Source organism: Pseudomonas sp. SWRI18 (assembly GCF_014268345.1).
GTDB lineage: Bacteria > Pseudomonadota > Gammaproteobacteria > Pseudomonadales > Pseudomonadaceae > Aquipseudomonas > Aquipseudomonas cedrina.
Genome location: NZ_JACCQQ010000005.1, coordinates 135,053 through 161,877 on the forward strand (window position 1 = coordinate 135,053; position 26,825 = coordinate 161,877).

A 26,825-nucleotide genomic window follows, 5' to 3' on the forward strand; every position below is an offset into this window, starting at 1 on the left:
ATGTTGCTGGAGCGGTAAGCCCTCGCTGGGTCATCGTGCAGCGACACAATAATGATTTCGCAGGGAATACCCAGGATGTCACTGTTCGAATTTTGTCGTGATTTCGAGTTCCAGCAAGCCCCCGCCCACACCCGGTCAATACTTAAAAACAGTCTGTTGGATATCGTCGGGGTCATGGCAGGTGCAGCCTGCAACGACACCAGCAAAACGATGCGACGTTTCGCCCTGCTGCACTATCCCGGCGGTACCTACACCAGCCGACTCCCGTTCGATGGCCAGCGCGTCAGTGTGCTCGGCGCAGCCTGGGCCGGCGGGTTTTGCGCAGACAGCCTGGACGCCCATGAAGGCCACTTCAAATCCAAGGGGCACGCCGGCGCAACCGTCGTTCCGGCTTTGTTGGCTTTGGCCGACGCGCTGCACCATAACGGCCAGCCGATCAGCGGGCGCACGTTTCTGACGGCCCTGTGCATTGGCTATGAAACCGCCCTGCGCGCCGGCACTGCATTGATGGCGACCTCACCCACTTATCATGCCTCCGGCGGTTTTTCCGCGATTGGCGTGGTGTGCGCCGGTGCCCGGCTGCTCGGGTTCGATGAGCCGACATTTCGCCACGCGTTGGGCATTGCCGAGTATTTCAGCGCACGTTGCCCAATGATGCGCGTGGTGCTGTCACCCACAATGTTGCGTGATGCCCATGGCGCTGGCGCCTACGTTGGCTTGAACGCACTGTTGATGGCACAGGCGGGCATGACCGGCGCACCTGCAGAAACAGTGGAGGACCACAGCGTGGCAGTGCACTGGGCCGACATTGGCCAGCGCTGGGAAATAGACAGCCAGTACTTCAAGCCGTGGCCTGTGTGCCGATGGGCGCAGCCCGCCTTGACCGCGATGCTGGAAATACAACGCCAGCATCCACAACTCAACGCTGACGCGATCGAAACGATCCGCGTGGAAACGTTCTACGAATCTATGTGCCTGCAGGGCCATGCACCCCGCAACGCGGACGAAGCCCAATACGCCTTGGCGTTTCCACTGGCGGCACTCATTGTCAGGGGCAAGCTGGGGCCTGCCGAAGTCACAGGTGATTCAATCACCGCGCCGGATATTCTGTCACTCAGTGCGCGCATCGAAATCCACGAAGCGGCGGATATTTCTGCGCGTTTCCCTGAGGAAATTCTGTCCAGGCTTACCCTCACTTTGAAAGAGGGCACCCGCATCGTCAGCCCGATCACCGCCGCGAAAGGCGATCCGGAAACCGCAATGACGGCAGATGAGCTGGACAGGAAATTTGATCTGTTCTGTACGCAACTGGGCGTTGAAAGAAGTCGCGCTGTAAAACAGGCGATTCATTCGCTTGAACATTCGTCCTCAGCCATCGCGACGCTGGCGCCGATATTTTCAACCGGCTCATCTGATGGATAACCTGAAATTATCGATTGCCCCTAGCAAATGTCGTTTGCGAGCGCTGCATCAGCCCCTATAGGCTGTCATCTATCTAAAAAGAATATGAAATTGCCGCACTTCTTAAGCTGCACACCGATGCCGAACATCTGCGCCCTATATAAAGTCACCGTTAAAGGTGAGCGCTCACGTTAGTTATCCTGGGAGGATAAGATGGATAATAAAGAAACCGTTTTTGACCTGATTGCGCAACGCAAACCATGGCACTCACTCCCAGGGGCGCTGTACAGCAACGAAGGTGTATACCGCCAGGATCTTGAGCAAATCTGGCACAAGGACTGGATTTTCGCCGGGCATACCTTTGAACTGGAAAAGCCTGGCCAATACTTCACGCTGCAAGTGGGTGACTATCCCGTGGCGGTGGTACGTGGCAAAGACGGTCAGGTACGCGCCTTTCACAATGCCTGCCGCCACCGTGGCGCAAAAATCTGCGAAGCCGACCACGGCAAAGTCGCCAAGATGGTCTGCCCTTACCACAAATGGACCTACGAGCTGGACGGCAACCTGCTGTTCGCCGGGAACATGGGGCAGGACTTCGACAAGTCCGAATACACCCTCAAGAGCGTCCATTGCGAAATCGTGAATACCTTCATCTATGTGTGTGTCGCGAGCAAGGCACCCGACTTCGAGGCCTTTCGCAACGCCGTAACGCCCTTTCTCGCCCCGCACAACCTGGATGACTGCAAAGTGGCCTTCGAATCCAACATCGTCGAGAAAGGCAACTGGAAATTGGTCTTCGAAAACAACCGTGAGTGCTACCACTGCGACGGTTCCCACCCTGAACTGCTGCAATCGTTCGTGGACAACCTGTCGGTAGGTGGCACCAGCGGCGATGACGACCCGGAGCTTTCCGCCTACTGGAACAAATGCGAAAAAGCCGGCTTGCCAAGCCGCCTGGTAATGGATATCAAAGGTCAGTTCCGCATGACCCGCATTCCATTGTCCAAGGGTGCGGTGAGCTACACCATGGACGGCAAACCAGCGGTCAACGGCCGCCTGGATACCACTGGCGAAGCGGATATTGGCGCACTGCTGTATTTCAACTACCCCTCTACCTGGAACCACTTCCTGGGCGATCACGCCTTGAGCTTTCGAGTGCTGCCGATCAGCGCGACAGAAACCTTGGTCACCACCAAATGGCTGGTACTCAAGACCGCTGTGGAAGGCGTGGATTACGACATCGATCGCCTGACCAAAGTATGGATCGCCACCAACGATCAGGACCGCATCCTTGTGGAGGGCACGCAGCGCGGTGTGACCTCACCGTCTTATGAGCCAGGCCCGTACTCCGAAACCGCCGAGACCGGCGTCTGCCAGTTCGATGATTGGTATTGCGCCACCATGATGGAAAGGATCAAAGGACCTATTCCGTTGAAGTCTGTGGGCTGAGAACGCAGTTCACCCGGTCGACCGCTCAATCCAGGGAAAAGCGACGATGGCTGTGGTCATCAAGGGTATCGCCTGAATAGGCGTTCGATGCGTCCGACGCCCGTATAAAGGGCACCAGACGGCAACGCAACTAGCGGATAAGGGTTATTACTGGGCCGGTGTCGCGGAGCCGGCCTGGCTGCCGAACATCGCTTCGAAACGGGGCTTGTTGGCAGCGTAATACTCTGCAACGACCTTGTCCGCCGAACTGTCACGGGCGGACGCCATCAGCTTCTCAAGGTCAGCCTTGGGAATCTTGAAGTTGGAGAAGAACCGGGCGACATCGGGGTGTTCGGCACTGAAGCCTTTGCGAGCAATCGCGTGAATTTGCTCGGCCCCACCGAAAACCTGCTTCGGATCATCCAGGTAGCGCAACGGCCATTTGGCGAACATCCAGTGTGGGCTCCAAGCGTTGACCAACGACCATTTGTCACGCTTGAGGTTGCGATCCAGCTCGCTCAACATGCCGGACTCTGAAGAGGCGACCATCTTGTAGCCGTCGAGCTTGTAATCCTTGATGGCCTTTTCCGTCAGTTTGTACTGACCATTGCCCACTTCCGAAGTCAGGATCTTGCCGCCAAGCTTTTCCCGCACTTCGGGCTTGTTGAGGTCTTCGACACTGGCGATCTCGCTCACGGGAATGGAGGTTGGCACGGCCATGCCGATCCGGCCTTCATACAGCACGCCGAGGTCTTCGAGCTTGTCTTTGTATTTGTCGTAGAACGACTTGTGTGTGCTTGGCAGCCAGACCATTGGGATCAGGTCGATATTGCCGTTAGCCAAGGCCTGGAACTGAATGCCAATGTCGGCCAGCACCAATTTGACCGGTTGCTTCAAGTGGTCGCGCAATGCCGTATCCGCCAGCTTTACAGCGATTTCGGTATCCGACCAATTCACCCATCCGATACGGATAGGCGTGGGTTCCTCGGCGTGGGCCATCAGGCTACCGGCAGTCATCGCCAGGCCTGCAAGCCAACCGATACACGTCTTACTGGACAACGTTGTCATGGTGCATCTCCGCGTACTGTATGAATAGTTATTGGCAGGGCAGCAGAAGAGTAAATGTCCGATCTTAAAGCAGGGTAATCCCGGGTTTTCCGTCACGCAAGAAAAATGTACACCTATGTCTCAATCATTGACATGTATGAACATTGAACCTACCGTTATGTCGAAACCAAGCCTGATGTTCTGTTCCCGGAGCGCAACACCATGTCCAGCGATCCCCTGCTGCAGCCCTATAAGATCAAACACCTGACCCTCAAGAACCGGATCATGACCACCTCCCATGAGCCTGCTTATCCGGTCGACGGCATGCCGAAGGATCTTTACCGCGCCTATCACGTAGAACGTGCCAAGGCAGGTGTGGCGTTGACTATGACGGCAGGCTCGGCCGCGGTTTCCCGCGACAGCCCGCCGGTGTTCAACAATGTGCTGGCGTACAAGGACGAAGTGGTCAAATGGATGAAGGACCTGACTGACGAATGCCACGAGCACGGCGCGGCGGTGATGATCCAACTGACTCACCTGGGGCGCCGCACGCGCTGGGACAAGGCTGACTGGCTGCCGGTCGTATCGTCGTCCCATCGGCGTGAAGCGTCCCACCGGGCCTTTCCGAAAAAGCTTGAAGAATGGGACATCGACCGGATCATCAAGGATTACGTGGACGCCGCCGAACGCATGAAGGCCGCCGGTCTCGATGGCCTGGAACTGCAGGCCTACGGGCACCTCATGGATCAATTCTGGTCACCGCTGACCAACGACCTCGACGGGCCCTACGGCGGGTCGCTGGAAAACCGGATGCGCTTCACCTTCGACGTCCTGCGCGGCATCCGCCAACGTTGTGGCGAAGATTTTTTGCTCGGGGTTCGCTACACCGGCGACGAAGACCTGCCCGGCGGCTTCGGTGCCAGCGACGGCCTGCAGATCTCCCACATGCTCAAGGACAGTGGGCTGGTGGACTTCCTCAACGTCGTGCGCGGGCACATCGATACCGATGCCGGCCTCACCGACGTGATTCCGATCCAAGGCATGCGCAACTCGCCGCACCTGGATTTTGCCGGCGAGATCCGCTCGGCCACCGGTTTCCCGACGTTCCATGCGGCCAAGATTCCGGATGTGGCCACGGCGCGACACGCCATCGCCTCCGGCAAGGTGGACATGGTCGGCATGACCCGGGCGCACATGACCGACCCGCATATCGTGCGCAAGATCATCGAAAAGCGTGAAGAGGACATTCGCCCCTGCGTCGGCGCCAACTATTGCCTGGACCGTATCTATCAGGGCGGCGCCGCGTATTGCATCCACAACGCCGCCACCGGCCGCGAAACCACCATGCCTCACGAGATCCCCAAGGCCGCGGTCAAGCGCAAGGTGGTGGTGGTCGGCACGGGCCCGGCGGGCCTGGAAGCGGCACGGGTGGCTGGTGAGCGCGGCCACGCTGTTACGGTGTTTGAAATCGCCGATCAGCCAGGCGGGCAGATCCGCTTGACGGCACTGAGCGAGCGGCGTCGCGAGATGATCAGCATCATCGATTGGCGCATGGCGCAATGCGAACGCCTGGGCGTCAAGTTCCACTTCAACACCTGGGCCGAAGCCGACACCGTCATGGCCGAGGCACCGGACGTCGTGATCGTTGCCACCGGCGGCTTGCCCCACACCGAAGTACTCAAGCACGGCAACGAGCTGGTGGTATCGACCTGGGACATCATTTCCGGCGACGTCAAGCCCGGCCGGAACGTGCTGATCTTCGATGACGCGGGTGACCACGCGGCGCTACAGGCGGCTGAGGTCATCGCCAGAAGCGGCGCACAACTGGAGATCGTCACGCCGGACCGCTCGTTTGCGCCAGAGGTGATGGCCATGAACCTGGTGCCTTACATGCGCAGCCTGCAAGACCTGAATGTCACCTTCACGGTCACGTACCGGGTCGAATCCGTAGAAAAGCGCGACGGTCAGTTGGTGGCCAGCTTCGGCAGCGATTACGGCCAGGTGCACAAACAGCGCGTGGTCGATCAGGTGGTGGTCAACCACGGCACCCTGCCCCTGGAAGACCTTTACTTTGAACTGCGCCCGCACTCGAGCAATAACGGCGCGGTCGAACAGCACGACCTGATCGCCGGGAAAACCCAGAACATCGTGACCAACCCCGAGGGCCGTTTCCAGCTGTTCCGGATCGGCGACGCGGTGTCGGCGCGCAACACCCACGCCGCCATCTACGATGCGCTGCGGTTGCTCAAGGACATCTGACCGCATGCGTGCCCTCCCCGACGCCCCTGTGAAGGGGCTTTCGGTTCATCCGGCTTGAAGCCCTCGACGGGCAACGGCAGCACCCTCTCGCAGCGCCTCGCCGATCTGCTCCTCGAATTGCCCATGGATCATCACTTTCAAGGCAGCGGCCGTTACCCCACGGTAGGCTACCAAGGCGTCGATCATCTGCTGAGCATCTTGACTGGCCAGCAACTGGCTGCTGTTGACCACCACACTTTTAGCGGCACGTTGCGCGATATCGGCGGGAATGCCGGCTGCCATCGCCTGATTGGCCAGCGCCGTCATCAACAAGGCAGGGAAAGCCGGGCCCGTGCCAGAGAGCGCCGACAGGTAGTCGATGCAGTCTTCCTGCTGTACCTCTGCGGCCGTGCCCACGCATTCGAACACGCTCTGCACGAAGCGTTTCGTCGTAGCCGCGACCTCTGCAAAACAATACCAAGGCGTAAAGGATTGCCCGATCTCCACCGCCGCGTTGGGCATCGCCCGCACCACTGCCGAAGCCGAGATCTGCGCGACAATCGTCTGTGCGCTAATCCCGGCCATCAGGGAAATAACGGTCTTACCCGTCGCGTTGATATTCAGGCTGGCGAAATGCTCGGGGCGCACCGCGATGATCACCACGTCGCTGCGATCCACCAACGCCTGGTTGTCCGTGACCAGGCGAGCGCCCTGCTCAGCCAACGGGTGATTGCCCGAGCGATTGGAAATGATCAGGTTTGCCGCCGGCACCAGCCCCTTCGCCAAGACCGCCCTGGCAATCGCGCCGCCCAACCAGCCGGTGCCGCCAATAATCCCCAGGGTTTTATTGATCATCGCCATTGCCTTCGAAAGTCTCCGCCAACGGAACAAAGAGCCCGGGCTCTTTTTCGGCATAGCCGAACTTCCCGTAGAAACGATCCAGCTCACGCTGCTTGGGGACTTTGCCGGTGAAGATGCTCACGTAATGAGGGATGCGCTCAAAGCGCACAGTGATCAACTCCGTCGTGTTCATGGTGATGTAGCCGATCTGCGTCAGATAGATCGTTCGGGCCCGAGCATCAGCGCCCTGGCTGTCATAGCCGAAGCGCTTGAACATGTTCGCCAGGGCATTCATACGCTGCTCGTCAACCACAGCGACTTGCTGGGCCACTTCAGCGGACTGAAGCGCCCAACTGCGCACGGCAAACTCGAATTGCGAGTCGAACAATTGCGGGTTCAGCCAGCACTCGAACACATTCAGGATCGCCTCGGAAATGCTTTCGGCATAACTTTCACTTTGCCGTATCAGCCCCCCTGTATTGGTCTCGCGCCAACGCGACAGCAACGCCGCCAGCAGTTGCTCGCGGTCCTCGAAAAACCAGTAGAAGCTGGTGCGTGACAAGCCCAGGCGCTTGGCCAGCGGCATGACCCGCACGGCATCGATGCCCGACTCCTTCAGGGCCTCATAGGCCGCTTCCAGCCAGCCGTCCGGCGAGCCGCGCCAGCCCGCGTCCTTGGCCTTGCCACGTGCCTTTTTTAACTCGGGCATCCCGTTTACCTTCTATCAATAATGCGTAGCCCGAATGTACGTGGATGACCGCTGGATGTACACCGAGGTACATTTACCTGCGAAAGACCTGCCGCCGGTAAATCAGAGTGCGCGTCGCATCTGCCTTGCTGCCTTTACAGCGACTCCTCTGCTGCCTCCTGGGTACAACCTGCCATTACCCTTCAGACTCAGGCGCCCAGCGACGGAACAGCACGCTCGCGTTAACGCCGCCAAAACCGAAGCCATTTGACAGTGCGTGCGTGATCGCCATCTCTCGGGACTTGAGGCTGACCAGGTCAAGCCCGGCAGCCGCCTCATCGGCATGATTCAGGTTGAGCGTGGGCGGCACGACCTGGTCACGAAGCGCCAAGACGGTAAAGATCGCCTCGATGCCTCCGGCCGCCCCCAAGAGATGCCCGGTGGCAGACTTGGTCGAACTGATTGCCACGCCAGAACCGCTGCCGAACACCGCGCGAATGGCGGCCAGCTCGCCCTTGTCACCGACCTGGGTGGAGGTCGCGTGTGCGTTGATGTGCTGAACATCCAGGGGGCTGACAGCAGCCTGACGCAGTGCCTGCTCCATGGCGCGGCGTGCGCCGCTGCCGTCCTCGGGGCCTGCGGTCAGGTGATAGGCATCCGCGCTGGTGCCATAACCCACCAGCTCGGCCAGTGGCGTGGCGCCACGCGCGAGGGCGTGCTCCAGTGACTCGATCACCAGCAAACCCGCGCCTTCGGACATCACGAAGCCATCGCGATCCCGATCAAACGGCCGTGAAGCCTGCTGCGGGTGCTCGGCAAAACCGGTGGACAGCGCACGGGCCGCGGCAAAACACCCCAGGGTCACACGGTCGATCGCCGCTTCGGTACCGCCGCACAGGGCGATATCAGCCTCGCCACTTCTGATGATTCTGGCCGCATCGCCGATGGCCTGGACGCCGGCGGCACAGGCCGTTACCGGGGCGCCGAGCGGCCCTTTGAAACCGTGCCGGATGGAAACGTGCCCCGCCGCCATGTTGGCCAGAAAAGACGGCGCGGTGAAGGGCGACAATCTGCGCGGGCCACGTGTGTCGGTGGTCCGCACAGCATCGGCAATCACACCAAACCCGCCCACGCCGGATGCAATAATCGTCGCGGTCCTTTCCTGATCTGCCTCCTCGGTCGGGTGCCAGCCTGCCTGCTCAAGCGCCTCATGCGCCGCCACAAGGGCAAACTCGATGAAGCGATCCATCTTCTTGCGGTCCTTGGCCGAAATGACGCGCTCCGGGTCGTACCCCGCGATGGCGTCTTCTTCCAGTGACGGCACCTGGCCGCCGACTGCAACACCCGTTCCCTCGGTAACCTCGGCCGGTAATTGGCGGATGCCCGAACGCCCAGCCAACAAGCGCTTCCAGACCTCCTCAACGCCGCACCCCAGAGGCCCGACCATGCCGACGCCCGTGACGACGATTCGCTTTTGACCGTTGAGATTATTCATTGAGCCCTCTTCATTTATCAGTCGAAAGTGCTTGGGTGGGTTTCGCCGTATGCGTGCTGCTTTCAGACTCAGGACGGATCTTGAACCAAATGGAATACATCGCGGGCAGGAATACCAGCGTCACAATGGTTCCGACAAACGTGCCTCCGATCAAGGTGTAGGCCAGCGTCCCCCAGAAGACGGAATGGGTCAGCGGGATGAACGCCAGGATTGCCGCCATCGCTGTCAGCAAGACCGGTCGGGCCCGCTGTACCGTGGCTTCGACCACCGCATGGAAAGGGTCCAGCCCTTCTTGTTCGTTGTGGTGGATTTGCCCGATCAGAATCAGCGTATTGCGCATCAGGATGCCCGAGAGCGCAATCAGCCCGACCAGCGCGTTGATACCAAAGGGTTGTTGAAACAGTAGCAAGGTCGGCACCACGCCCATCAACCCCAGCGGTGAGGTGAGAAACACCATGATCATCGCGGAGATTGAGCGGACCTGCAAAATGATGACCAGCAGCGTCATGGCGATCATGATCGGGAACAGCGGCAACATCGCCGTACCGGCCTTGCCCGACTCCTCGATTGCACCCGCTTGCTCGATCCGATAGCCGTCCGGCAGTTTGTCGATGATCGGCTGGAGCTCCTTCACAATCACACTCGACACATCCGGCGGCTGCAAATCCTCGGCAATGTCGCCGCGTACGGTGATGGTCGGCGTACGGTCACGACGGCGAAGGATCGGGTCCTCCATGCGTACATCGACTTCCCCTACCTGAGACAATGGAATCCGCTGACCCGCCGTGCCGACCAGGGTAAAGCCTTCGATTTTGGCGGGATCAAGGCGGATATCACCTGCCGCGCGCCCGACCACCTGCACCGAACGAATGTCCTCGCGCACCGCCGTGATCGGTACGCCGGCCAGCAGGAACTGCAGTTGCTGTGCTACCGCGCTTGAGGTCAAACCCACGGCCTGCAAACGATCCTGGTCCAGCGTGAAATGCAAGGTCGGCGTCAGCGGGCCCCAGTCGGTGTTGACGGTTCTCATCATCGGACTGGCCTGCAACACGTCCTGCACCTGACCGGCAATTTCGCGAAGTTTCACCGGGTCAGGCCCCATCACCCGGTAGGCGACCGGGAACGGCGAGTACGGACCAAACACCAGTTGCGTGACCCGGACCCGCGCTTCTGGCGCAAGGCCTTCGGCAGCCGCCTCGCGCAGACGCAACTTGAGGGTTTCACGGGCCTCCTGGCTGTCCGTCAGCACCACGATTTTGGCGAATGACGGATCCGGCAGTTCCGGTGCCATCGCCAGATAAAAACGCGGCGCACCTTGCCCGATATAGGCCGTGACGATTTTTGCCTCCGCCTGCTGTTGCAGCCAGGCTTCTATCTTGGCGCTGGTGGCGCTGGTCTGCTCGATGGAGGTTCCATAGGGCATTTGCACTTCAATCAGCACCTCGGGACGGTCCGAGGTTGGGAAGAACTGCTTCTTGACCAGGCCCATGCCGAGGATCGACACCACAAACAAAACGATGACGGTGCCGGCCACCAGCCATTTGCGCGCAATGACCTGCGTCAACACCCGACGGAAGCGGTTGTAGTGACGGGTGTTGTAGATGGCGGCGTGGCCACCTTCGACTGTCTTGATGTTCGGTAGCATCTTCACGCCCAGATACGGGGTGAAGACCACGGCAACCACCCATGAGGCAATGAGCGCGATGCCGACAATCCAGAACATGTTGCTGGTGTACTCGCCGGCGGTCGATTGCGCGAAGCCATTGGGCATAAAGCCGATCGCCGTCACCAGGGTACCGGACAGCATCGGCGCCGCCGTATGACTCCAGGCGTACGCGGACGCCTTGATGCGGTCGTAGCCCTCTTCCATTTTCACCACCATCATTTCGATAGCGATGATGGCGTCGTCCACCAGCAGGCCAAGCGCCAGGATCAATGAGCCGAGGGTAATGCGGTCAAAGTTCTTCCCCGTGGCCTCCATCACCACAAACACCACGGCCAGTGTCAACGGCACAGCGGCCGCCACCACAACGCCGACACGCCAGCCCATGCTGAGAAAGCACACCAGCATCACCACGAGCAGTGCGACGAAGAACTTGACCATGAACTCGCCGACGGCCGAATCGATATTCACCGCTTGATCGGTGACTTTGGTAAGCGCCATGCCCAGCGGCATGCCTTGGTTGATCTTGACCGTCTCCGCATCCAGCGCCTTGCCAAGGTCCAGCCCGTTCCAGCCCTCGCGCATCACGATCCCCAGCAGCAACGCATCTTCACCGTTGTTACGCACGAGAAAGGTTTTGGGATCTTCGTAACCGCGTTCGATCGTCGCCACATCAGAGAGCTTGAGCGTGCGTCCCTGGAGCGTAATAGGTGTGTCGCGAATTTTCTGCAGCTTATCGAAGGCGCCATCCAGGCGCAGGAAGACTTCGGGGCCTTGGGTTTCAATGGAACCTGCGGGCGTGAGCACATTTTGATTGTTCAGCGCGGCAAAAATGTCCTGGGGCGATACGCCCAGGGTGGCCAGGCGATCATGGGAAAACGAGACAAAGATACGTTCGGGCTGCTCCCCGATAATATTGACCTTTTTCACACCCGGCACATGCAGCAGGCGCTGGCGCAACGACTCGGCATCGCGCACCAACAGGCGCTGTGGCTCGCCTTTGGCCTTCAGGGCAAACAGGGCGAATGTCACGTCCGAGAATTCGTCGTTGACCATCGGCCCGATGACACCGGCCGGTAGCTTGATGGCCTCATCATCGAGCTTTTTACGCGCCTGGTAGAACTCCTCCTGCACCTGCGACGGCGGCGTGCTATCGAGCAATGACAGCATCGTGAACGCCAGGCCTGGGCGGGTATAGGTTTCCGAGCGGTCGTACCACTTCAGTTCCTGCAGGCGTTTTTCAAGCGGCTCTGCCACCTGGTCCTGCATCTCCTGGGCCGTCGCCCCCGGCCACGCGGTGATGACCGTCAACTGCTTGACCGTAAAGGGAGGATCCTCCGCGCGCCCCAACTGGAAGAACGACAGGATGCCCGCAACGGCGATCAGGAAGATCAAGAACACCGTGATCGAGCGCTCGCGCACGGCGAGCGCCGAAAGATTGAAACGACCCTCGCTCATGGATGAGTCCCCGCAACCTTGGCGTCACCCTGTTGAGCCAGCCGCACCGCTTCGCCATCGCGCAGCAGGTGTGCGCCCAAGGCGACGACAGGCTCGCCTTCCTTGAGGTCGCCTGCGACGCGTGCCGAGTCGTCGCTTAAACCCAGGACCTGCACGGGCCGCCAGCTCACTTTCGCCGGTGTACCGACGATGACCCACACCCCCGTCCCCTTGCCGGGGTCATAAACCGCTGCGATGGGTACTTGCAACACCGGGCCCTGCGCCGCACCGTCTGCAATCCTGAGTGTGACGGTCGAACCCAGTGGCGCATTCGCCAGTGCGCCCTCCAGCACATACCGCGCCTCGAAGGTGCGAGTCATACGGTCCGCCGAATCCGACAGCAGCCTGAGCTTTGCGCTGACAGCACCGCTGGTGCTGCCATAAAGTGTCGCTTGCGCGGAAGACCCGACTGCCGGGCGCACGGTCTCGGGCAGGTGCACGATAGCCTCACGCTGCCCTGCCCTCGCCAGGCGAACCACCGGCTGCCCCGGGCTGACGACTTGCCCAGGCTCAGCGAGCGTCTCCACCACGACGCCGTCGGTATCCGCCACCAGCACCGCATAACCCGACGCATTGCGTGCCACGTCTGCCTGCGCTTGCGCGGCGCCCAGTTGTGCCTTGGCGGTATCCGCCGCTGCTTTGATCTGGTCATAGGCCGATGCGGAGACCGCGCCTGCAGCGACCAGGTCACGGTAGCGCGCCTCGTCATCCGCGGTCTGCTTGGCTCGGGCCCGAGCGGCTGTGACCGACTCTTGCTGTGCCCGCGCCTGCAAACCCAGGTCAACCGGGTCGAGGCGCATGAGCGGCTGGCCACGCTTTACGGTCTGGCCGGTGTCAACCAGACGCTCAAGGATCTTGCCGGACACTCGAAAGCCCAAATCGCCCTGAGTACGGGCAGCGACCACCCCGGTAAATGAACGCGAGATCGCGGAGGACCCCTGAACGGCTGCAGACCTCACCAGCGGGGCTTGCGTGCGCGGATCTTGAGCGGTGGATGACTCGCCACAGGCCGTCAGGACAAGAGGCAACAAGCAAGCGGCAATAGGGACAGGTCGAAGCCGGCGCATAGATTCCCTTGATTCAATAATAGGATGGAAATCATATTTTTAGACCTGTGACCATATTTGTCAACGGTCACAATCTTGGTACTTCAGTCTGAAACCAGCACACGTGCTTGTTATCGGTCGCTCTGGCCGCGACTCAATAGTGCCAATTGACAGATAGTGACCATGTCGTAATATGGTCACACACAATATTCGATTCAAGGAATCTCAATGCCCTCCCTTCGCCCCCTCGCTCTCTTAGTGAGCGCCAGCCTGATAGCGGGTTGCGCGGTCGGTCCGGACTATCAGCGTCCTGACGCGCCGCTTTCCGGTGGATACATGGGCCAGGCCGCCGTTGAACAACGGCCTGGTGCGCCGCGGGCAAGTCTTGTCGCGTGGTGGGAAGGCTTTGGTGATCCACAGTTGGCCGACTTCGTCGCTAAAGCGCTTGCGCAGAACCTGGACCTGGCACAAGCGACGGCGCGCGTTACGCAAGCGCGCGCAGGACTGGGCGCCGCCAATGCCGCTTTGCTGCCCTCGGGAAACATCAGTGGCCAGGCTGCGCGTTCCTATCAGTCAATCGAGACGCCACTGGGCCAAGTGTTGAATTCAACCCCTGGCTTTGATCGATACGGAAGTTCCTACGAGCTCAACCTTGATGCGAGCTGGGAGGTGGATGTGTTTGGCGGCCTGCGACGCGGGCGCGAGGCCGCACTGGCCGAGTACCAGGCCTCGGAGGCTGGCGCTGCCGCCACACGCCTGGCCATCGCTGCGCAGACGGCTGATATCTACATCACGGTTCGTGGATTGCAGGCCCGGCTGGACATCGCCAACCGACAAGTCAAAACGCAGGAGCAACTGTTGGAAAAAGTCCAACTGCTGTATGGCAAAGGCCTCGCCGCCAGCTATGAGGTTCGCCAGACGGAGGGTGCGCTGTCGCAGGTGCAGGCGACAGTACCGGCCTTGCAAACCGGCCTGGATGCCGCCATGAACGCGCTCGATGTGATTCTCGGCACCCCCCCAGGCACGCATCGAACGCAATTGGCGAGTCAGGGCACGATTCCTCTGGCGCCACGATTGAATGACACAGGAACACCCGCCGATTTGCTGCGCCGCCGGCCAGATCTGATTGTGGCTGAGCGCCGGCTTGCGGCCTCCAACGCGCGCATCGGGGAGGCCACCGCCGAGTACTACCCGAAGTTTTCACTGAGCGCATTGCTCGGCAGCGCCACGGCCGTATCCGGCGGCAACCTGTTTACCGGCGGTGCCAGCCAGTCGGCAGGCGTCTTGGGCCTGCGCTGGAGGCTCTTCGACTTCGGTCGCATAAACGCGCAGATTGACCAGGCAAAGGGGCAGGAAGCCGAAGCCCTGGCCGCTTACCGCCAATCTGTATTGCGCGCCACCGAGGATGTCGAAAACGCCTTCTCCGCCCTGGTGAACCGGGAAGCGCAGGCAACCACCCTCACCACAGGCGAGGACGCCCTGACACAGGCCCGCCAATCGTCGTTCACGGCCTATGAAAAGGGCACGGCCAGCCTGATCGATGTGCTGCACGCCGACGAAACCCTGCTGCGAGCTTCCGATGCTCGCGCGCAAGCTCGAACAGAATCGGCACGGGCGGCGGTCGCCGCCTTCAGAGCGCTCGGCGGTGGCTGGCAAGCGCCTGAACCACAGCCTGTTGCGACTAGTGACCAATAATATTGATAGTCACATAAGGATTGACCGCGAGGCCTCAGCCAGCACTCATGGCATGAGGCTACGCAATATCAGGTTTGAAGTGAGGGTGGGCGCCGTCTCAACGAAGTCAAGATTGTATTGAAGCAGCAAAGGATTGACGAAAGGCCGCAACGCAAAATGGATGGAATCTACCGTTTCATCCAACGGCGTCTTGCGTTCAAATTCTCCGCTTTCCCGCCCTTCACGCACGATTTGCAGGACGAAGCGCTTGATCTGCGCGTCGTATACCTGTGAACTCGGCCAGCTTTCCGACGCCGAAAACGCGGCAATATCGTAGAGCTTCCGGTCATTGAAAAACAGGCTTGCACCGGTGGAAATCAAGGTTTTGACCAAGCGCCGAAAGCGCTCTGTCGCCGAAATACCCTCGACACCAATGGCCTGTTCAACAGCCGCAACGATTTCAGCCAGGCAGTTCGCGCAGATCGCTTCGCCGATCGCCTGCTTGGAATCAAAAAACTTGTAGATGTATGCCTTGGAAAAACCGATGGCCTTGGCCAGGTCGGAAACGGTTGTCTTGCTGTAGCCGTACTGGCTGAAATGCTCGTTGGCCGCCGCGACGATCTGATCCCGAATGTCATGTTCGGCAGGACCCCGAACGCCGGGCGAGGAATTTGATGGCTGGTTCATGTCGGTAGCTTACGCATCCCCCTTACGGTTGACAACTTGTGACCACTTAAATGAACGGTCACAACTTCTTAGAATAAAATTCAGCAGCCCGACATTATGCCTTCTTGACGCCGGTATTCCCGGAAACCACGGACGAGACCCGATTTTACCGCCCATTGCAAATTTGGGCGCTTCAGTTCTCGCTTCATCTGCCGCTATTGCTGTATCAATTTGTCGCCGGCCCGCGACCTGACTTAATCTTTGCAAAAGTGTCTATCCCGGCGAAGACTTGGCGACACGCAATGAGAGAACCTGGCGAATGAACAATGGACACTACGAAGGGCATGCAGCGACCGTGGGCGGCGGCGAGTCCGACGCGTTGCCGCATATCCTGCTGATCGACGATGTCCCTGAAGATATCCGCGCCACGCTCATGCTGTTGAAGACCCAGCCCTGGCGCCTTTCGGTGGCCAGCGACGCCCATCAGGGCTATCAACGGGCACTCGCGCTGCGTCCGGATCTGATCGTGCTGGATGTTCATATGCCGCACATGGATGGCTTCAGCCTGTGCAGGCTGTTGCGCGAGGCGCCGGCCACCCGGCATACGCCGATCCTGTTCCTGTCGTCGGCAAACACGTCATTGGAACGCCTCGAAGGGCTGGCCGTGGGCGCGGTGGACTACATCCCCAAATCCTACGCGCCCGAGGAAGTGCTGGCGCGCATCCGAATTCATCTGCAATTGACCTGGCGAGCGCCGCCACCCGATGAGGACCGCCTGGCCGAACCATTACCACAGGGCGATGAAATCGTGTTGAGGGCGGCCATGCGATTGATTGAACACCAGCTGGACGATATACCCTCCCTGCCCTGCCTTGCCCAAAAAGTCGGCACCCATGAAAAACGCCTCTCCGCCATTTTCCGTGAGCATTTGGGGCTGACCGTATTCGCCTACATTCGCGATGCCCGACTGCGTCGTGGCCAGGCATTGCTCTGCGAAAGCACCCTGAGCGTGCAGGACGTCGCCGAACTGGTGGGCTTTCGCAATGCATGCAACTTCGCCACCGCCTTCCGCCAGCGAATCGGCATGACGCCCAGTCAGTTTCGCCAGCAATCCCTGGGCATCGAGCACGCCTGATGCGGCTTCTACAGTTCCTGTTGCTGATGATGGCCGTGTTATCCGCAGGCCTGCTGCGCGCTGCCCCCGTGGAAATCTGCCAGGTTGAGCACCTGGATCTGATGCCCGCGATACATATTTTCGAGGACCCCCAGGCCCGCTTGAGCCTGGAAGACGTTGCTCAGTTGCCCGAAGCGCGTTTCAACACCATGACCCCAGGCTGGCCGACCCAAGGCTATAGCCGCTCCGCGTTCTGGTTGAAAGTGCAGCTCACCAATTCGAGCGACGTGGCGTGCTCGCGCCTGCTGGTCGTCGGGGCGCCGCGTCTGGAGGATATCCGCGTCTACCAACACACCGACGGACGCTGGCGCGCGGCGCACGCCGGCAGCGCCCATCCCTTGACCGAATGGCCCCAGCCCCCCACGCGTCAGCCTGCGTTCCCGGTCTCGCTGGCCGCTCGGGAAAGCGTCACCGTATTTGTCCGAGTGACGAGCCATTTCCAAATGCTGCTGGAGCCGCAACTGTGGTCCGAACCTGCGCTGCTGCGCAGTCAGCAACAGACCTACCTGAGCGACGGGCTCACCCTGGGCATTGTCCTGCTGGTCGTGCCGTTCGGCCTGATCGTTGGCTGGATCCTGCGCTCCCGATTGCTGACCGTGAACGCCGGCGCGGTCCTCAGCTACATCCTGCTGACCTGCATCCTCAACGGCTACCTGGTCTACTGGCCCGCCACGCTGGGCTGGACGCGCGAGTGGCTGACCTGCGCCAGCGCGGTCTCGTTCGTCCTGTTCCTGGCCTACATGCGCGTGCTGCTGCAGGTATCCCGCCTGCCCAAAACCATTGGCTGGAGCTACTGGGTGCCCCTGTCGGGCTGCATCCTGGGCCGACTCTGGTGGCTGAACGTCGACTCCGTCCAGGGTGCGCAAATAGTCCAGGTGTCGCTGATGAGTTTCTACGCAGTGCTGCTTGCCACGTTATTCATGGCCTGGCGCAAACGCCTGAGTTACAGCGCGATGGCCTGGCTGGTGCCGGGGCTTTTGCTGGGCCAACTGTTGATGCGGATGTTTTTCCCGCAGGAAGAGTTGCCCTGGCAGTCACCGCAAAGCAAATACAGCTTATCGTCCACCCTGGCGGGCGTGGCGCTGCTGGTGTGCACCCTGATCATGGAAGTCGCCCGCAGCCGCGACCGTGAAAAGCACGCGCTGTCCAGCCTCGACCAACAACGCCAGGCCGAGCAGGAACGCCTGGAAAGCACCGTCGCGCTGCGCACCGCGCAATTGCGCGAATCCCTGGCGGCCCGCAGTGCGTTGATGGCGCGGATCAGCCACGACCTGCGCTCGCCGCTGGTACGCATCATCGACTATGCGCGCCTGCTGCACGCGGGGCCGAACCGCGATTATCCCGCCACGATCGAACGCAATGCCCGCCAGCAACTGGAACTGATTGATGAAATGCTCGAATTTTCCCGTGGCGAACTGGAGCAAATGCAACTGAGCCTCGCGCCGGGTTATCTGTACGGCTTTCTCAAGGAGATCGCCGATGAGGCAGGCTTTCTCGCCGCACGTCAGGGCAACACCTTCCAAGCAGTGCTAGCGGATGACCTGCCGCCACTGGTCGAGGCCGACTTCAAGCGTCTCCGGCAAATCCTCATGAACCTCCTGGCGAACGCGGCAAAGTTCACCCGCGACGGCCAGGTTCGTTTCGAGGTGAGCGCTCACCCGCAAGCGAGCGCTGAGGACGTGGTGCTGCGCTTCAGCGTGATCGACACCGGCATCGGCATTGATCCACAAGAGTTCGAACACCTGCTGCAACCGTTCCGCCGTGGCCGCAATGCGCAGCGCCATGACGGCAGCGGACTCGGTTTGTCGATTGTCACGCAATTGCTGGCGCACATGGACAGCCGGCTCGAACCACACGCCACTGCACGGGGCGGCAGCCACTTGAGTTTCAGCCTGCGCCTTAGATGCGCCGGGGAACAGGATCTGGAGCTTGGCATCGTCGACAATAACGCCGCGCCGCTCGACGGCCGGGGCAAACATGTTCTGCTGGTAGATGACATCGACCAGAACAGCGAATGGCTGTATGACCTGTTGGCCGGCTACGGTTTTGACGTGAGCACGGCGGCGAACGGCGAAGACGCCTTGATCTGCCTGGCCGGGCAATCGGTCGACCTGCTGATCAGCGACCAGATGATGCCCGGCATGGACGGCTGGGAACTGCTGTGCCAGGTGCGCAAGCGCTGGGGCCATCTGCCCGTGATGCTGTATTCGGCGGTTCCACCCCGCAGGCCGCAGCAGTATCCAGACGCTCTGGCGTTCGACGCGGTACTGCTCAAGCCCGCCGACAGCCGCGAATTGCTGGCGTGGGTCAAGCAACTGGCCTGCCCGGACACGGTGCGTCGCGAGATGGCCCGGGAGGTTTAGCATGCCGTGGTCAGGTTATCGGCTGCTCTGGCTCGGCTGCCTTGCGGCATTGCCTTGGACGTTGACGAATGCCGCACAAGAGGCACCCGGCACTCTCACACTCGACGAATCAAGCGTCACCGCTCGACGCCGCGAGGAGGCGCCGCAAGACGTACCGATCCCGATCAGCGTCCTCTATGGTGATCAATTGGACGCGGCCGGCCTGCACCGGCTTCAAGACATCCAGCAACGGGTGCCCGGCCTGGTGGTGTCCGGTCATGACGCCCGCTTCGCCGGCGTAGGCTTGCGCGGCTTCGGCGCGACCGCCTACAACGATGGCCTGGAAGGCAGCGTCGGCACCTACGTCGATGGCGTTTACCAGGCGCGCCAGGGCATGGCCTTCACCGAGTTGATGGACATCGAGCGCATCGAAGTCCTGCGCGGGCCGCAAGGCACCTTGTTCGGCAAGAACACCACCGCCGGCGCGCTGAGCATCATCACTCGCGCGCCGACCTTTGAACCCGAAGCCGATCTGGAAGCCAGCTACGGCGAACACGGGTTGCGGGAATATCGCGGCGTGGTTTCCGGGCCGCTGCGGGACGACGTACTGGCCGGGCGCCTGAACGTGTTCAACAGCTCGCTCGATGGCTCGGTGCACAACCTGCAGGATGGCAGCCGCCTCGGCGACGCCGACAGTCAAGGCCTGCGCGGGCAATTGCTGTGGACGCCAAACCCTGATTTCAGCGCGCGTTTAATCGCCGACCATGCCGAACAAAACGAGGCCGGCAATGTACTGTTGGCCAATCATTACAGCGCCCAGACCCGTCAGCGCGCCAAGTTCCTCGGTTATCCGCTGGCCGAACCCGCGCCTTACCAGCGCGAGACACGCATCGACGCACCGGGCCATCCGCAGACCCTGCAGAACGGTGTCTCATTGGAATTGAACCAGGACGTCAACGAGGCCATGCGTGTTACCAGCATCACCGCCTACCGCGACTGGGACTACCGCGCTACCCGCGACGGCGACAGCACCGCGCTGTCGGTGGCCGCGTCCGACACCGCGTTGGGTCATCGGCAGTTCAGCCAGGAATGGCGTCTGTCCGGCACCGCCGGCTCGTCCATCGATTATGTCGTCGGGCTCTATTACCTGCGTCAGCAGCTCGACCGCAAGATCGACGTCGCATTCGGCAAGGACGCCGCGCCGTGGTTCGTCGGCGATCAACTGGAGGCGCTGAAAAAACGCTATGGCATTGCCTTCACCGCGCCAAACCAGGTGCCGGCCATGCTGCTGGAAGGCGCCCGGCAACGCTACGACGGCGAGCAGAAAGGCGACAGCCGCGCCCTGTTCGGTCAGGTTTCCTGGCGTCCGGTTGACCCGCTGGAACTCACCGCCGGTCTGCGCTACAGCCAGGAGCGCAAGGACGGCTGGGTCTCGCGCGATGTCAGCAACCTGGCCCCGCTGAATGGGTTGCCGCCGGCTTTCCAGGCGGGCGGGCAATTGTTGCGCGGCATCGCACTCGGCGGTGGTTATTACCGTGAAGATTCGATTGAAGAAAACAACGTCTCCAGCCTGCTCAGCGCCAGCTACCGCTTCAACGATGCGGTGATGGGCTATGTGAGTGGGTCGCGGGGCTACAAGGCCGGCGGGATCAACTTCGACGTGGTCGGCCCGTTCACCGCACCCACGTTCGAGCCGGAGCGCGCCACCTCCCTGGAACTGGGCCTGAAGACGCGCTTTTGGGAGGACCGCGCAATGCTCGACCTCGCCGTCTACCAGACCGACGTCGACAACTACCAGGCGCTCACCTACAGCCCGCCGACCTCGCAGTTCGCGCCGCCGCTGCGGGACAACCTGATCAACGTCGGTAAAGTCCGCCTGCGCGGTATCGAGCTGGATTCCGCCTGGCAACTGCGCCCGCAACTCACCTGGCGCCTGGGCCTCGCCTGGAGCGATGCGCGCTACCGCAGTTTCCTCAATGCACCGTGCCCACCGGCCTCGGGCCAATGGACCTGCGACCTCAGCGGCGATCGTCTCTACAATGCGCCGCAATGGAGCTTGAGCAGCGGCCTCGACCACAGTCACCCGCTGGCCCATGGATTGGAAGCCTACAGCGGCATCGACTACAGCTTCAGAACCGGTTACTACGGCACCCTTGAAGGCGGCGAAGGCAGCTATCAACCCAGCTATGGGCTGACCAATCTGCGCCTTGGCTTGCGCAGCCAGGACCGTGCCTGGGAAGTGGAAGGCTGGGTGCGCAACGTCTTCGACCGCCAGTACATCACCGCCGTGTATTCATTGCTCGGCGCCGGTGACTACGGCGTCATGACCGGCAGCGAACGCACCCTGGGCACCACCGTCAGGCTTCGCTATTGAGCGAAACAAGCCGCGTCGGACAAAACGCCAACCGATTACCGCCAGCCTTTTTCGACAGGTACATCGCCTGATCCGCCTTGCTGATCAGGCCATCGATCTGCGTCCCATGCTCTGGATAAAATGCCACGCCGATACTCGCGGCGATCTCAACTGTCTGCGTGCCAATCAAAATCGGTGCGTTGGCCGCCTGCAGCATCCGCTTGAGCAAAGGTTCGCTGTCTTCCACCGCCTGCAAACCCACGAGCCCGGCGACAAACTCATCGCCTCCGAGCCGCGCCAACGTGTCACCTTCGCGCAGCGTTGCGTTGATCCGCGCCGCGACAATCTGCAACACCCGATCACCCCAATCATGGCCATAACTGTCGTTAAGCGCCTTGAACCCATCAAGGTCAATAAACACGATCGCTACCTTCTGCTGGTCCACAGCCGCCTGGCCCAGCGCCTGGCGCATCCGCTCGGCCAACAGCAAGCGATTGGGCAACTGGGTGAGCGCGTCATACCGGGCATCCCGTTCCAGCAACTGGAGGCGCTGCTTCATCTGCGTCATGTCGCTGAACAGCGCCACATAGTGCTGAACATTGCCGTGACGGTCATGCACCGCACTGACGCTGATCCGCGAGGTCATCTCCCGTCCATCCTTGTGGCTGCTTTGGATCTCACCGGACCAATGCCCGTGGAAATCCAGCGCGTTCTTCATCGGTGCATAAAACGTTGCGAGCCGACGCACCATGCGATGGGAATTCAACGCCCGCCCCAGCACTTCGTCGCGCCCATAGCCGGTGAGCCGGCTGAAGGCCTCGTTCATGGCGATGACGCGGCCGAACGGGTCGACCAGGATGATCCCGTCGCGGGCGTTGCTGAATACGGTGGCGGCCAACTCGGGGCACAGGGTGTTGATGCGACGATCGAGCGCGGCCTCGTCACTGGTGGCCGGGCATGTGTTGGAATCGAAGCCGCGCCGGGCCAGATGAGCGGCCAGGGAAGACAGCAACTGATGCAGGCGGATCAGTGCATGCGTGGCGAGCCTGGAGTTCAGGCAGTGGCTACGGATGAAGGTGCGCAGGTTCATGGCGGGACGCGGTGCTCGTTGCAGCGGTGGGGTTGAGTGCAGGGATTATCAAGGCACTCGCCTGCCGGAACCTTTGTTCGACCGGACAGAAGCTTTGCGGGAGGGGATGAATGGAAAAGATTTCGCGGGATTCAGACGGGACGGTCAGTCGCGGGTTTTACTGCCTGATATTCCAGTGTCAGTGCGACTTTCAGCCGAAGGTCCACCTCGGCAAACGGCTTATGCAGCACCGGGCAGTCGGCAAATTCTGCCGGCAGGCCGCTGACGCCGTAGCCCGTACTGAATAAAAACGGAATGTTGCGCTCGCGCAGAACCCGGGCTACCGGAAATACGCGCTCTCCAGCCAGGTTCACGTCGAGAATCGCCACGTCTGCCTCCACCCCATTGGCCACTTGCAACGCCTTCGCAAGTTGGGCCACGGAGGCAACCACCGTGCAGCCCATGTCTTCGAGCATTTCCTCGATCAACATCGCAATGGCGCCCTCGTCTTCAACCAGGAGCACCCTGATCCCTGTGAACGAGGTCATGTTTTGTTCTCAGCGACCATGAACGAGAAGCGACAGTGAACGCCCTCTTGGGCGAAGTCGAGCTCAAAGGAACCGCCCAAATCGCGTTCGATGCAGCGCTTCATCAATCGCGAACCCAAGCCTTCGCGCACAGGCGTCAGCACCGTGGGGCCGCCCTGTTCGCGCCAGTCCAGGCTCAGTAGCGCGCCGTTCGGTTGGGGTTGCACGCGCCAACTGACGGACAGCGTCCCGGCCTCGGTGGACATCGCGCCATATTTAAGGGCGTTGATTGCCAATTCATTGAGGGTCATGGTGAGGCTCAAGGCCATGCGGGTGTCCACCTCGACAGCATCACCGGTGATCGTGATGCGGGCAGGCTCGGCGCCCACCACCGGAATTAACACTTCATGGGCCAGCACGCCCAGCGGCGTAAAGCCCCAATGCCGCTTCGTCAGCAGGTCATGGGCACGCGACAACGCCAGCAGTCGGCCTTCGAACCGGGTATACCCGTCCTTGGCATCCAACGCATTGCGCGCTGTCTGGGCCGCGAGGGACTGGACCGTCGCCAGCGTGTTCTTGACCCGATGATTAAGCTCGTCAATCAGGTTTTTTTGTCGGTCTTCGGCCTGCTTTCGCTCGGTAATATCCACGAGCATGTTGATGGCGCCGATCAGGTTGCCGTCCGCATCGTGCAGAGGGGTCGGGTACGGCGCAAAGGGTACGCGGGTGCCATCCGGCCGCTGCGCGATGGCCTCGACGCCCCGTATGGACCGGTTTTCCTTGAGCGCCACGGCCATCGGGCATTGGTCGTGAGGAAGATAGGTGCCATCGGTGTTGAACAGTTTCCACGTTACGCGCCACTGGTCGCCCAGTTGCGGCGTGCGCCCCGACAACTCGACTGCCGCACGGTTATAGAACGTGATGCGCCCCTCGGCGTCGGTGGTGTAAACGGCCGCCGGCAGCGCCTCCAGCAGATTGCGCATGTGTCGTTCGCTTTCCTGGCGCTCGATTTCGGCGTCATGCACGCGGGTCACATCGATCGTGAAGCACCGCGTGTTGAAGAATTTACCGTCTTCAAATCGTCCATTGGAGGTGATGGCGACGTGTTTGATGCTGCCGTCCCTGGCCCTCAGACGCGCCGGGTAACTGTTGAGGCAATCACCGCTGCCGAGCTTGTTGAGGATGTCGCCGATGACCGGTTCATCCACATGAAATTCGGTGATGTGACGACCAATGTACTCGTCTGCGCAATAGCCCAGCAGCGACACCTCTGCTTTGTTGGCCCGCAGAATAATGCCCTCGCCGCTGACGATGTGGAGGCCCACGGCGCTGTTTTCGAAAAAGTCTTCGAGATCGGTGCTTTTACGTCGCAGTTCTTCGGCGATGGCGTGATGCGCCGAGACGTCCTGAAAGCAGTTGATCGCGCCCCGGATAGCGCCATGCCGGTCTCTCAGCGTGCGGATATTCATCAGCGCTACGAACCGCGACCCGTCCGGGCGCTCAATCAAGACTTCCTGGTTACGCGCATGCAGGCCTGCATTGAGCGTCGAGGCCATCGGGCATTCGTCGACGGCTAACGGCGCGCCGCCTGTGGTGTAAAGCCGATACGAGCCGCAAAAACGGTCCCCATGCTCACCCAGGGCAGGTGTTCTTCCCCACAGGTTGACCGCTTCGCTGTTGAACCTGACCAGCCATCCGTCGCGATCACAGAGGTAAATAGCCCCCGGAATGGCATTGAGCGAGTGAGTGCCCATTGCGAGCAGGCTCTCGTATTCACTGGGTTCCCCTGTTTTTGTGGGGAACTCGTCGACTTGCAACATACCTGCTCCTCAATGCACGGGTGTTGAAACGCGCCTGTTCTCGACGTCTTTGGCTCTTCCCTGAGTGTATAAGCTCAAACGCATTCCACTGCGATAAAAATGTTGAAAACGGCTGCTCAGCCTCTCTCCCCCGCCACCGCCCGCTCATAAAAATACGGCAGACGCTCCAACGCGTGAACCGCCGCATACAGCTGCACCTGCTCGCGCGAGCCGATAAATCGCTCCTTCCTGCTGAACAGGCACAGGCCCTGCGGGCCGCGGTACGCCCAGGCAAAGCAGACTGTGCCGGCGGGTATGCCGTCCATGTCATCCGGGCCGAGGATGCCCGTGGTAGCCACAGCGACGTCGGCCTCACTGTCACGCAATGCGCCCTGGGCCATTTCCCTGGCGACTTCGCAGCTGGTCAGGTTGAACGTTTCGATCGTGTAGGCGCGCACGTTCAACAACCGCTGCTTCGCCTCTGGCGAGTAGACAACGTAGCCGCTGTCGATGAACGCGCCGCCCCCGGGAACTTCCGAGAGCAACGTGACTATCTTGCCGGCGGTGCAGGATTCAGCGGTGGTGATCACCAGGTCGTTGGATTTGAGGAACTCGATAGTTGCCGCGGCTGTGTTCATACCAATATCTCCCTGAGTAGCGATCAGCAGGTGCCCAGGTACTCGCACAGCGACGCCGAGCACGCCTGGATGGCCCCGTCCAAAATCAATTCATAACCATGCGTGTTTTCTGTCGGTATCGAGATGCACCCGGCCCGGGCCGATGAACCATTGCTCAACACTGCGCTGGCATCCGACGCGAAATCAACCAGCAATGCATATTGGGGCGTGTAACCACAGCGCTCTGCGGCAGCGGCCAGGGACGCTACGACCGTGCGGGTGTAGTAGCCTTTTTCGTCGCCGGTATTGATGATCGGATTGATGCTCAGCTGTGTTCCGTACTCGGCCATCACCGGGCCGACCTCGACCGCGATGGTGGTATCGCCGGGCAGCGTCGCCGAGGCGTACATCGCCCCGGCGTTGCACTCTTCTTCCAGAGTCGTAAACACAAAGTAGGCGTCGCAGGCCAAGTCATCGCGACGTTGGCTCAATTGGTGCGCGGCTTCGATCACAGCGGCTATCGGTGCGCGGTCATCCAGAAAATGCGCCGCGATGGCATCACCGACGCGAAACGGTTCACGCCAGTGGCGACTCAACACCACCCGTGTTCCCGGCCGCACGCCATGGGCACGCAACGTGTCTTTGCAAGCGCGGGTCACCACATGCACGTCGTTCCAGTGCACGTTTCCGGACATCACATCAGCACCTTGAGGTGCATTTTGGGTCGCATGCATCGAACCGAAAGACAAAACCCCAGGCATGATGTCTTGATCGCCCAGGATGTCGACCGGACACATGCCGAAATTCACCGGATTGGCGCCGCCGAGGGCCGTGACTCTCAAGGTGCCGTCGTCATCGATGCATTTCACAACCATGGCGATTTCATCCATATGCGCCATGACCCTGATCGCACGCTTGGGTTCGCTGCGCTCTCGCCGGCCCCTGATCAAACCCACGACGTTGCCGGCGGGATCAACCCAGGTTTCGTCGCAAAGCGGTGACATGGCATGCAGGCAGATTTCGCGGACTTCGTCCTCTTGCCCGCCTGGCCCACGGGCCATCAGGAGCTGCTTCAATAATTGACCATGTTGGGTGGCGTCGCCGCTGGCTTCGCTTCGTATATCAGACATTCTTGGCTCTCGATCACGGGCGGGTGAATGACAAATGGCGCCATCGCCTCGGCGCCTTACACATCAAAAATGACTGGATGCGTTGTACGCTTGTTCAGATTATTTTCGCCGCTCGCGATGCCGTCGCCCCG

The 26,825-nt window shown here is 60.8% G+C and carries 19 protein-coding genes; 7 read left to right on the plus strand and 12 right to left on the minus strand.

The window, feature by feature from the left end:
* The first annotated feature begins 75 nt into the window (after positions 1–75).
* Together H0Z09_RS08195 and H0Z09_RS08200 are read left to right on the plus strand one after the other, a co-directional pair.
* Positions 76–1,422 (plus strand): MmgE/PrpD family protein, encoded by a 1,347-nt coding sequence (locus H0Z09_RS08195; RefSeq protein WP_186689489.1) that lies wholly within the window; start codon positions 76–78, stop codon positions 1,420–1,422.
* A gap of 192 nt (positions 1,423–1,614) precedes the next feature.
* Positions 1,615–2,850, plus strand: coding sequence for an aromatic ring-hydroxylating dioxygenase subunit alpha (locus H0Z09_RS08200; protein WP_186689491.1), 1,236 nt, complete (start codon positions 1,615–1,617; stop codon positions 2,848–2,850).
* Positions 2,851–2,997: 147 nt separating this feature from the next.
* Here the strand turns inward: H0Z09_RS08200 and H0Z09_RS08205 are convergent, their stop codons facing one another.
* The gene (locus H0Z09_RS08205; RefSeq protein WP_186689493.1) at positions 2,998–3,897 is read right to left on the minus strand and encodes a glycine betaine ABC transporter substrate-binding protein; all 900 of its coding nucleotides are present in this window, start codon (positions 3,895–3,897) and stop codon (positions 2,998–3,000) included.
* A 201-nt stretch (positions 3,898–4,098) separates the two neighbouring features.
* Here H0Z09_RS08205 and H0Z09_RS08210 point away from each other — a divergent pair, with 201 nt between their 5' ends.
* The gene (locus tag H0Z09_RS08210; protein WP_186689495.1) at positions 4,099–6,135 is read left to right on the plus strand and encodes an NADH:flavin oxidoreductase; all 2,037 of its coding nucleotides are present in this window, start codon (positions 4,099–4,101) and stop codon (positions 6,133–6,135) included.
* Between the two features lie 45 nt (positions 6,136–6,180).
* Here H0Z09_RS08210 and H0Z09_RS08215 read toward each other — a convergent pair whose 3' ends face one another.
* The 5 genes from H0Z09_RS08215 to H0Z09_RS08235 all read right to left on the minus strand — a co-directional run bounded on the left by H0Z09_RS08215 (position 6,181) and on the right by H0Z09_RS08235 (position 13,364).
* Positions 6,181–6,969, minus strand: coding sequence for a pyrroline-5-carboxylate reductase dimerization domain-containing protein (locus H0Z09_RS08215; RefSeq protein ID WP_186689497.1), 789 nt, complete (start codon positions 6,967–6,969; stop codon positions 6,181–6,183).
* The gene (locus tag H0Z09_RS08220; RefSeq protein ID WP_186689499.1) at positions 6,959–7,663 is read right to left on the minus strand and encodes a TetR/AcrR family transcriptional regulator; all 705 of its coding nucleotides are present in this window, start codon (positions 7,661–7,663) and stop codon (positions 6,959–6,961) included. Before H0Z09_RS08220 ends, H0Z09_RS08215 begins: the two co-directional genes overlap by 11 nt.
* 175 nt (positions 7,664–7,838) lie before the next feature.
* Positions 7,839–9,137: a beta-ketoacyl-ACP synthase II gene (gene fabF / locus H0Z09_RS08225; protein WP_186689501.1), complete on the minus strand. Its 1,299-nt coding sequence runs from the start codon at positions 9,135–9,137 to the stop codon at positions 7,839–7,841.
* A gap of 10 nt (positions 9,138–9,147) precedes the next feature.
* On the minus strand, positions 9,148–12,258 hold the full coding sequence (locus H0Z09_RS08230; RefSeq protein ID WP_186689503.1) for an efflux RND transporter permease subunit: 3,111 nt from the start codon (positions 12,256–12,258) through the stop codon (positions 9,148–9,150).
* A complete protein-coding gene (locus tag H0Z09_RS08235; RefSeq protein ID WP_186689505.1) occupies positions 12,255–13,364 on the minus strand; it encodes an efflux RND transporter periplasmic adaptor subunit in 1,110 nt (369 codons plus the stop codon). Before H0Z09_RS08235 ends, H0Z09_RS08230 begins: the two co-directional genes overlap by 4 nt.
* Positions 13,365–13,571: 207 nt before the next feature.
* Between H0Z09_RS08235 and H0Z09_RS08240 the strand changes: the two genes are divergently transcribed.
* Complete coding sequence (locus tag H0Z09_RS08240) at positions 13,572–15,038, plus strand: efflux transporter outer membrane subunit (protein ID WP_186689507.1); 1,467 nt, start codon at positions 13,572–13,574, stop codon at positions 15,036–15,038.
* Between the two features lie 45 nt (positions 15,039–15,083).
* On the opposite strand, the gene H0Z09_RS08245 is transcribed toward H0Z09_RS08240, so the two are convergent.
* Positions 15,084–15,704 carry a TetR/AcrR family transcriptional regulator gene (locus tag H0Z09_RS08245; protein WP_186689509.1) on the minus strand — a complete coding sequence of 207 codons (621 nt, stop codon included), beginning with the start codon at positions 15,702–15,704 and terminating at the stop codon, positions 15,084–15,086.
* Between the two features lie 298 nt (positions 15,705–16,002).
* On the opposite strand from H0Z09_RS08245, the gene H0Z09_RS08250 reads away from it, so the two are divergent.
* Genes H0Z09_RS08250 through H0Z09_RS08260 form a run of 3 tightly spaced genes read left to right on the plus strand, consistent with a single transcriptional unit; the run spans position 16,003 to position 21,573 of the window.
* Positions 16,003–16,818, plus strand: a complete 816-nt coding sequence (locus H0Z09_RS08250) for a helix-turn-helix domain-containing protein (protein ID WP_186689511.1) — start codon at positions 16,003–16,005, stop codon at positions 16,816–16,818.
* Entirely contained in the window at positions 16,818–19,220 is a 2,403-nt protein-coding gene (locus H0Z09_RS08255) for a 7TM-DISM domain-containing protein (RefSeq protein ID WP_186689513.1), read from the plus strand. The genes H0Z09_RS08250 and H0Z09_RS08255 overlap by 1 nt, the downstream gene beginning before the upstream one ends.
* 1 nt (position 19,221) lies before the next feature.
* A complete protein-coding gene (locus H0Z09_RS08260) occupies positions 19,222–21,573 on the plus strand; it encodes a TonB-dependent receptor (protein WP_186689514.1) in 2,352 nt (783 codons plus the stop codon).
* Here the strand turns inward: H0Z09_RS08260 and H0Z09_RS08265 are convergent.
* The 5 genes from H0Z09_RS08265 to H0Z09_RS08285 all read right to left on the minus strand — a co-directional run bounded on the left by H0Z09_RS08265 (position 21,557) and on the right by H0Z09_RS08285 (position 26,694).
* The gene (locus H0Z09_RS08265; protein ID WP_186689523.1) at positions 21,557–22,642 is read right to left on the minus strand and encodes a diguanylate cyclase; all 1,086 of its coding nucleotides are present in this window, start codon (positions 22,640–22,642) and stop codon (positions 21,557–21,559) included. The genes H0Z09_RS08260 and H0Z09_RS08265 overlap by 17 nt on opposite strands.
* 131 nt (positions 22,643–22,773) lie before the next feature.
* The gene (locus tag H0Z09_RS08270) at positions 22,774–23,169 is read right to left on the minus strand and encodes a response regulator (RefSeq protein WP_186689525.1); all 396 of its coding nucleotides are present in this window, start codon (positions 23,167–23,169) and stop codon (positions 22,774–22,776) included.
* Positions 23,166–24,968: a PAS domain S-box protein gene (locus H0Z09_RS08275; RefSeq protein WP_186689540.1), complete on the minus strand. Its 1,803-nt coding sequence runs from the start codon at positions 24,966–24,968 to the stop codon at positions 23,166–23,168. The genes H0Z09_RS08270 and H0Z09_RS08275 overlap by 4 nt, the downstream gene beginning before the upstream one ends.
* A 116-nt stretch (positions 24,969–25,084) precedes the next feature.
* On the minus strand, positions 25,085–25,585 hold the full coding sequence (locus tag H0Z09_RS08280; RefSeq protein WP_186689542.1) for a CinA family protein: 501 nt from the start codon (positions 25,583–25,585) through the stop codon (positions 25,085–25,087).
* Positions 25,586–25,608: 23 nt separating this feature from the next.
* On the minus strand, positions 25,609–26,694 hold the full coding sequence (locus H0Z09_RS08285; protein WP_186689544.1) for a M42 family peptidase: 1,086 nt from the start codon (positions 26,692–26,694) through the stop codon (positions 25,609–25,611).
* Between the last annotated feature and the right edge of the window lie 131 nt (positions 26,695–26,825).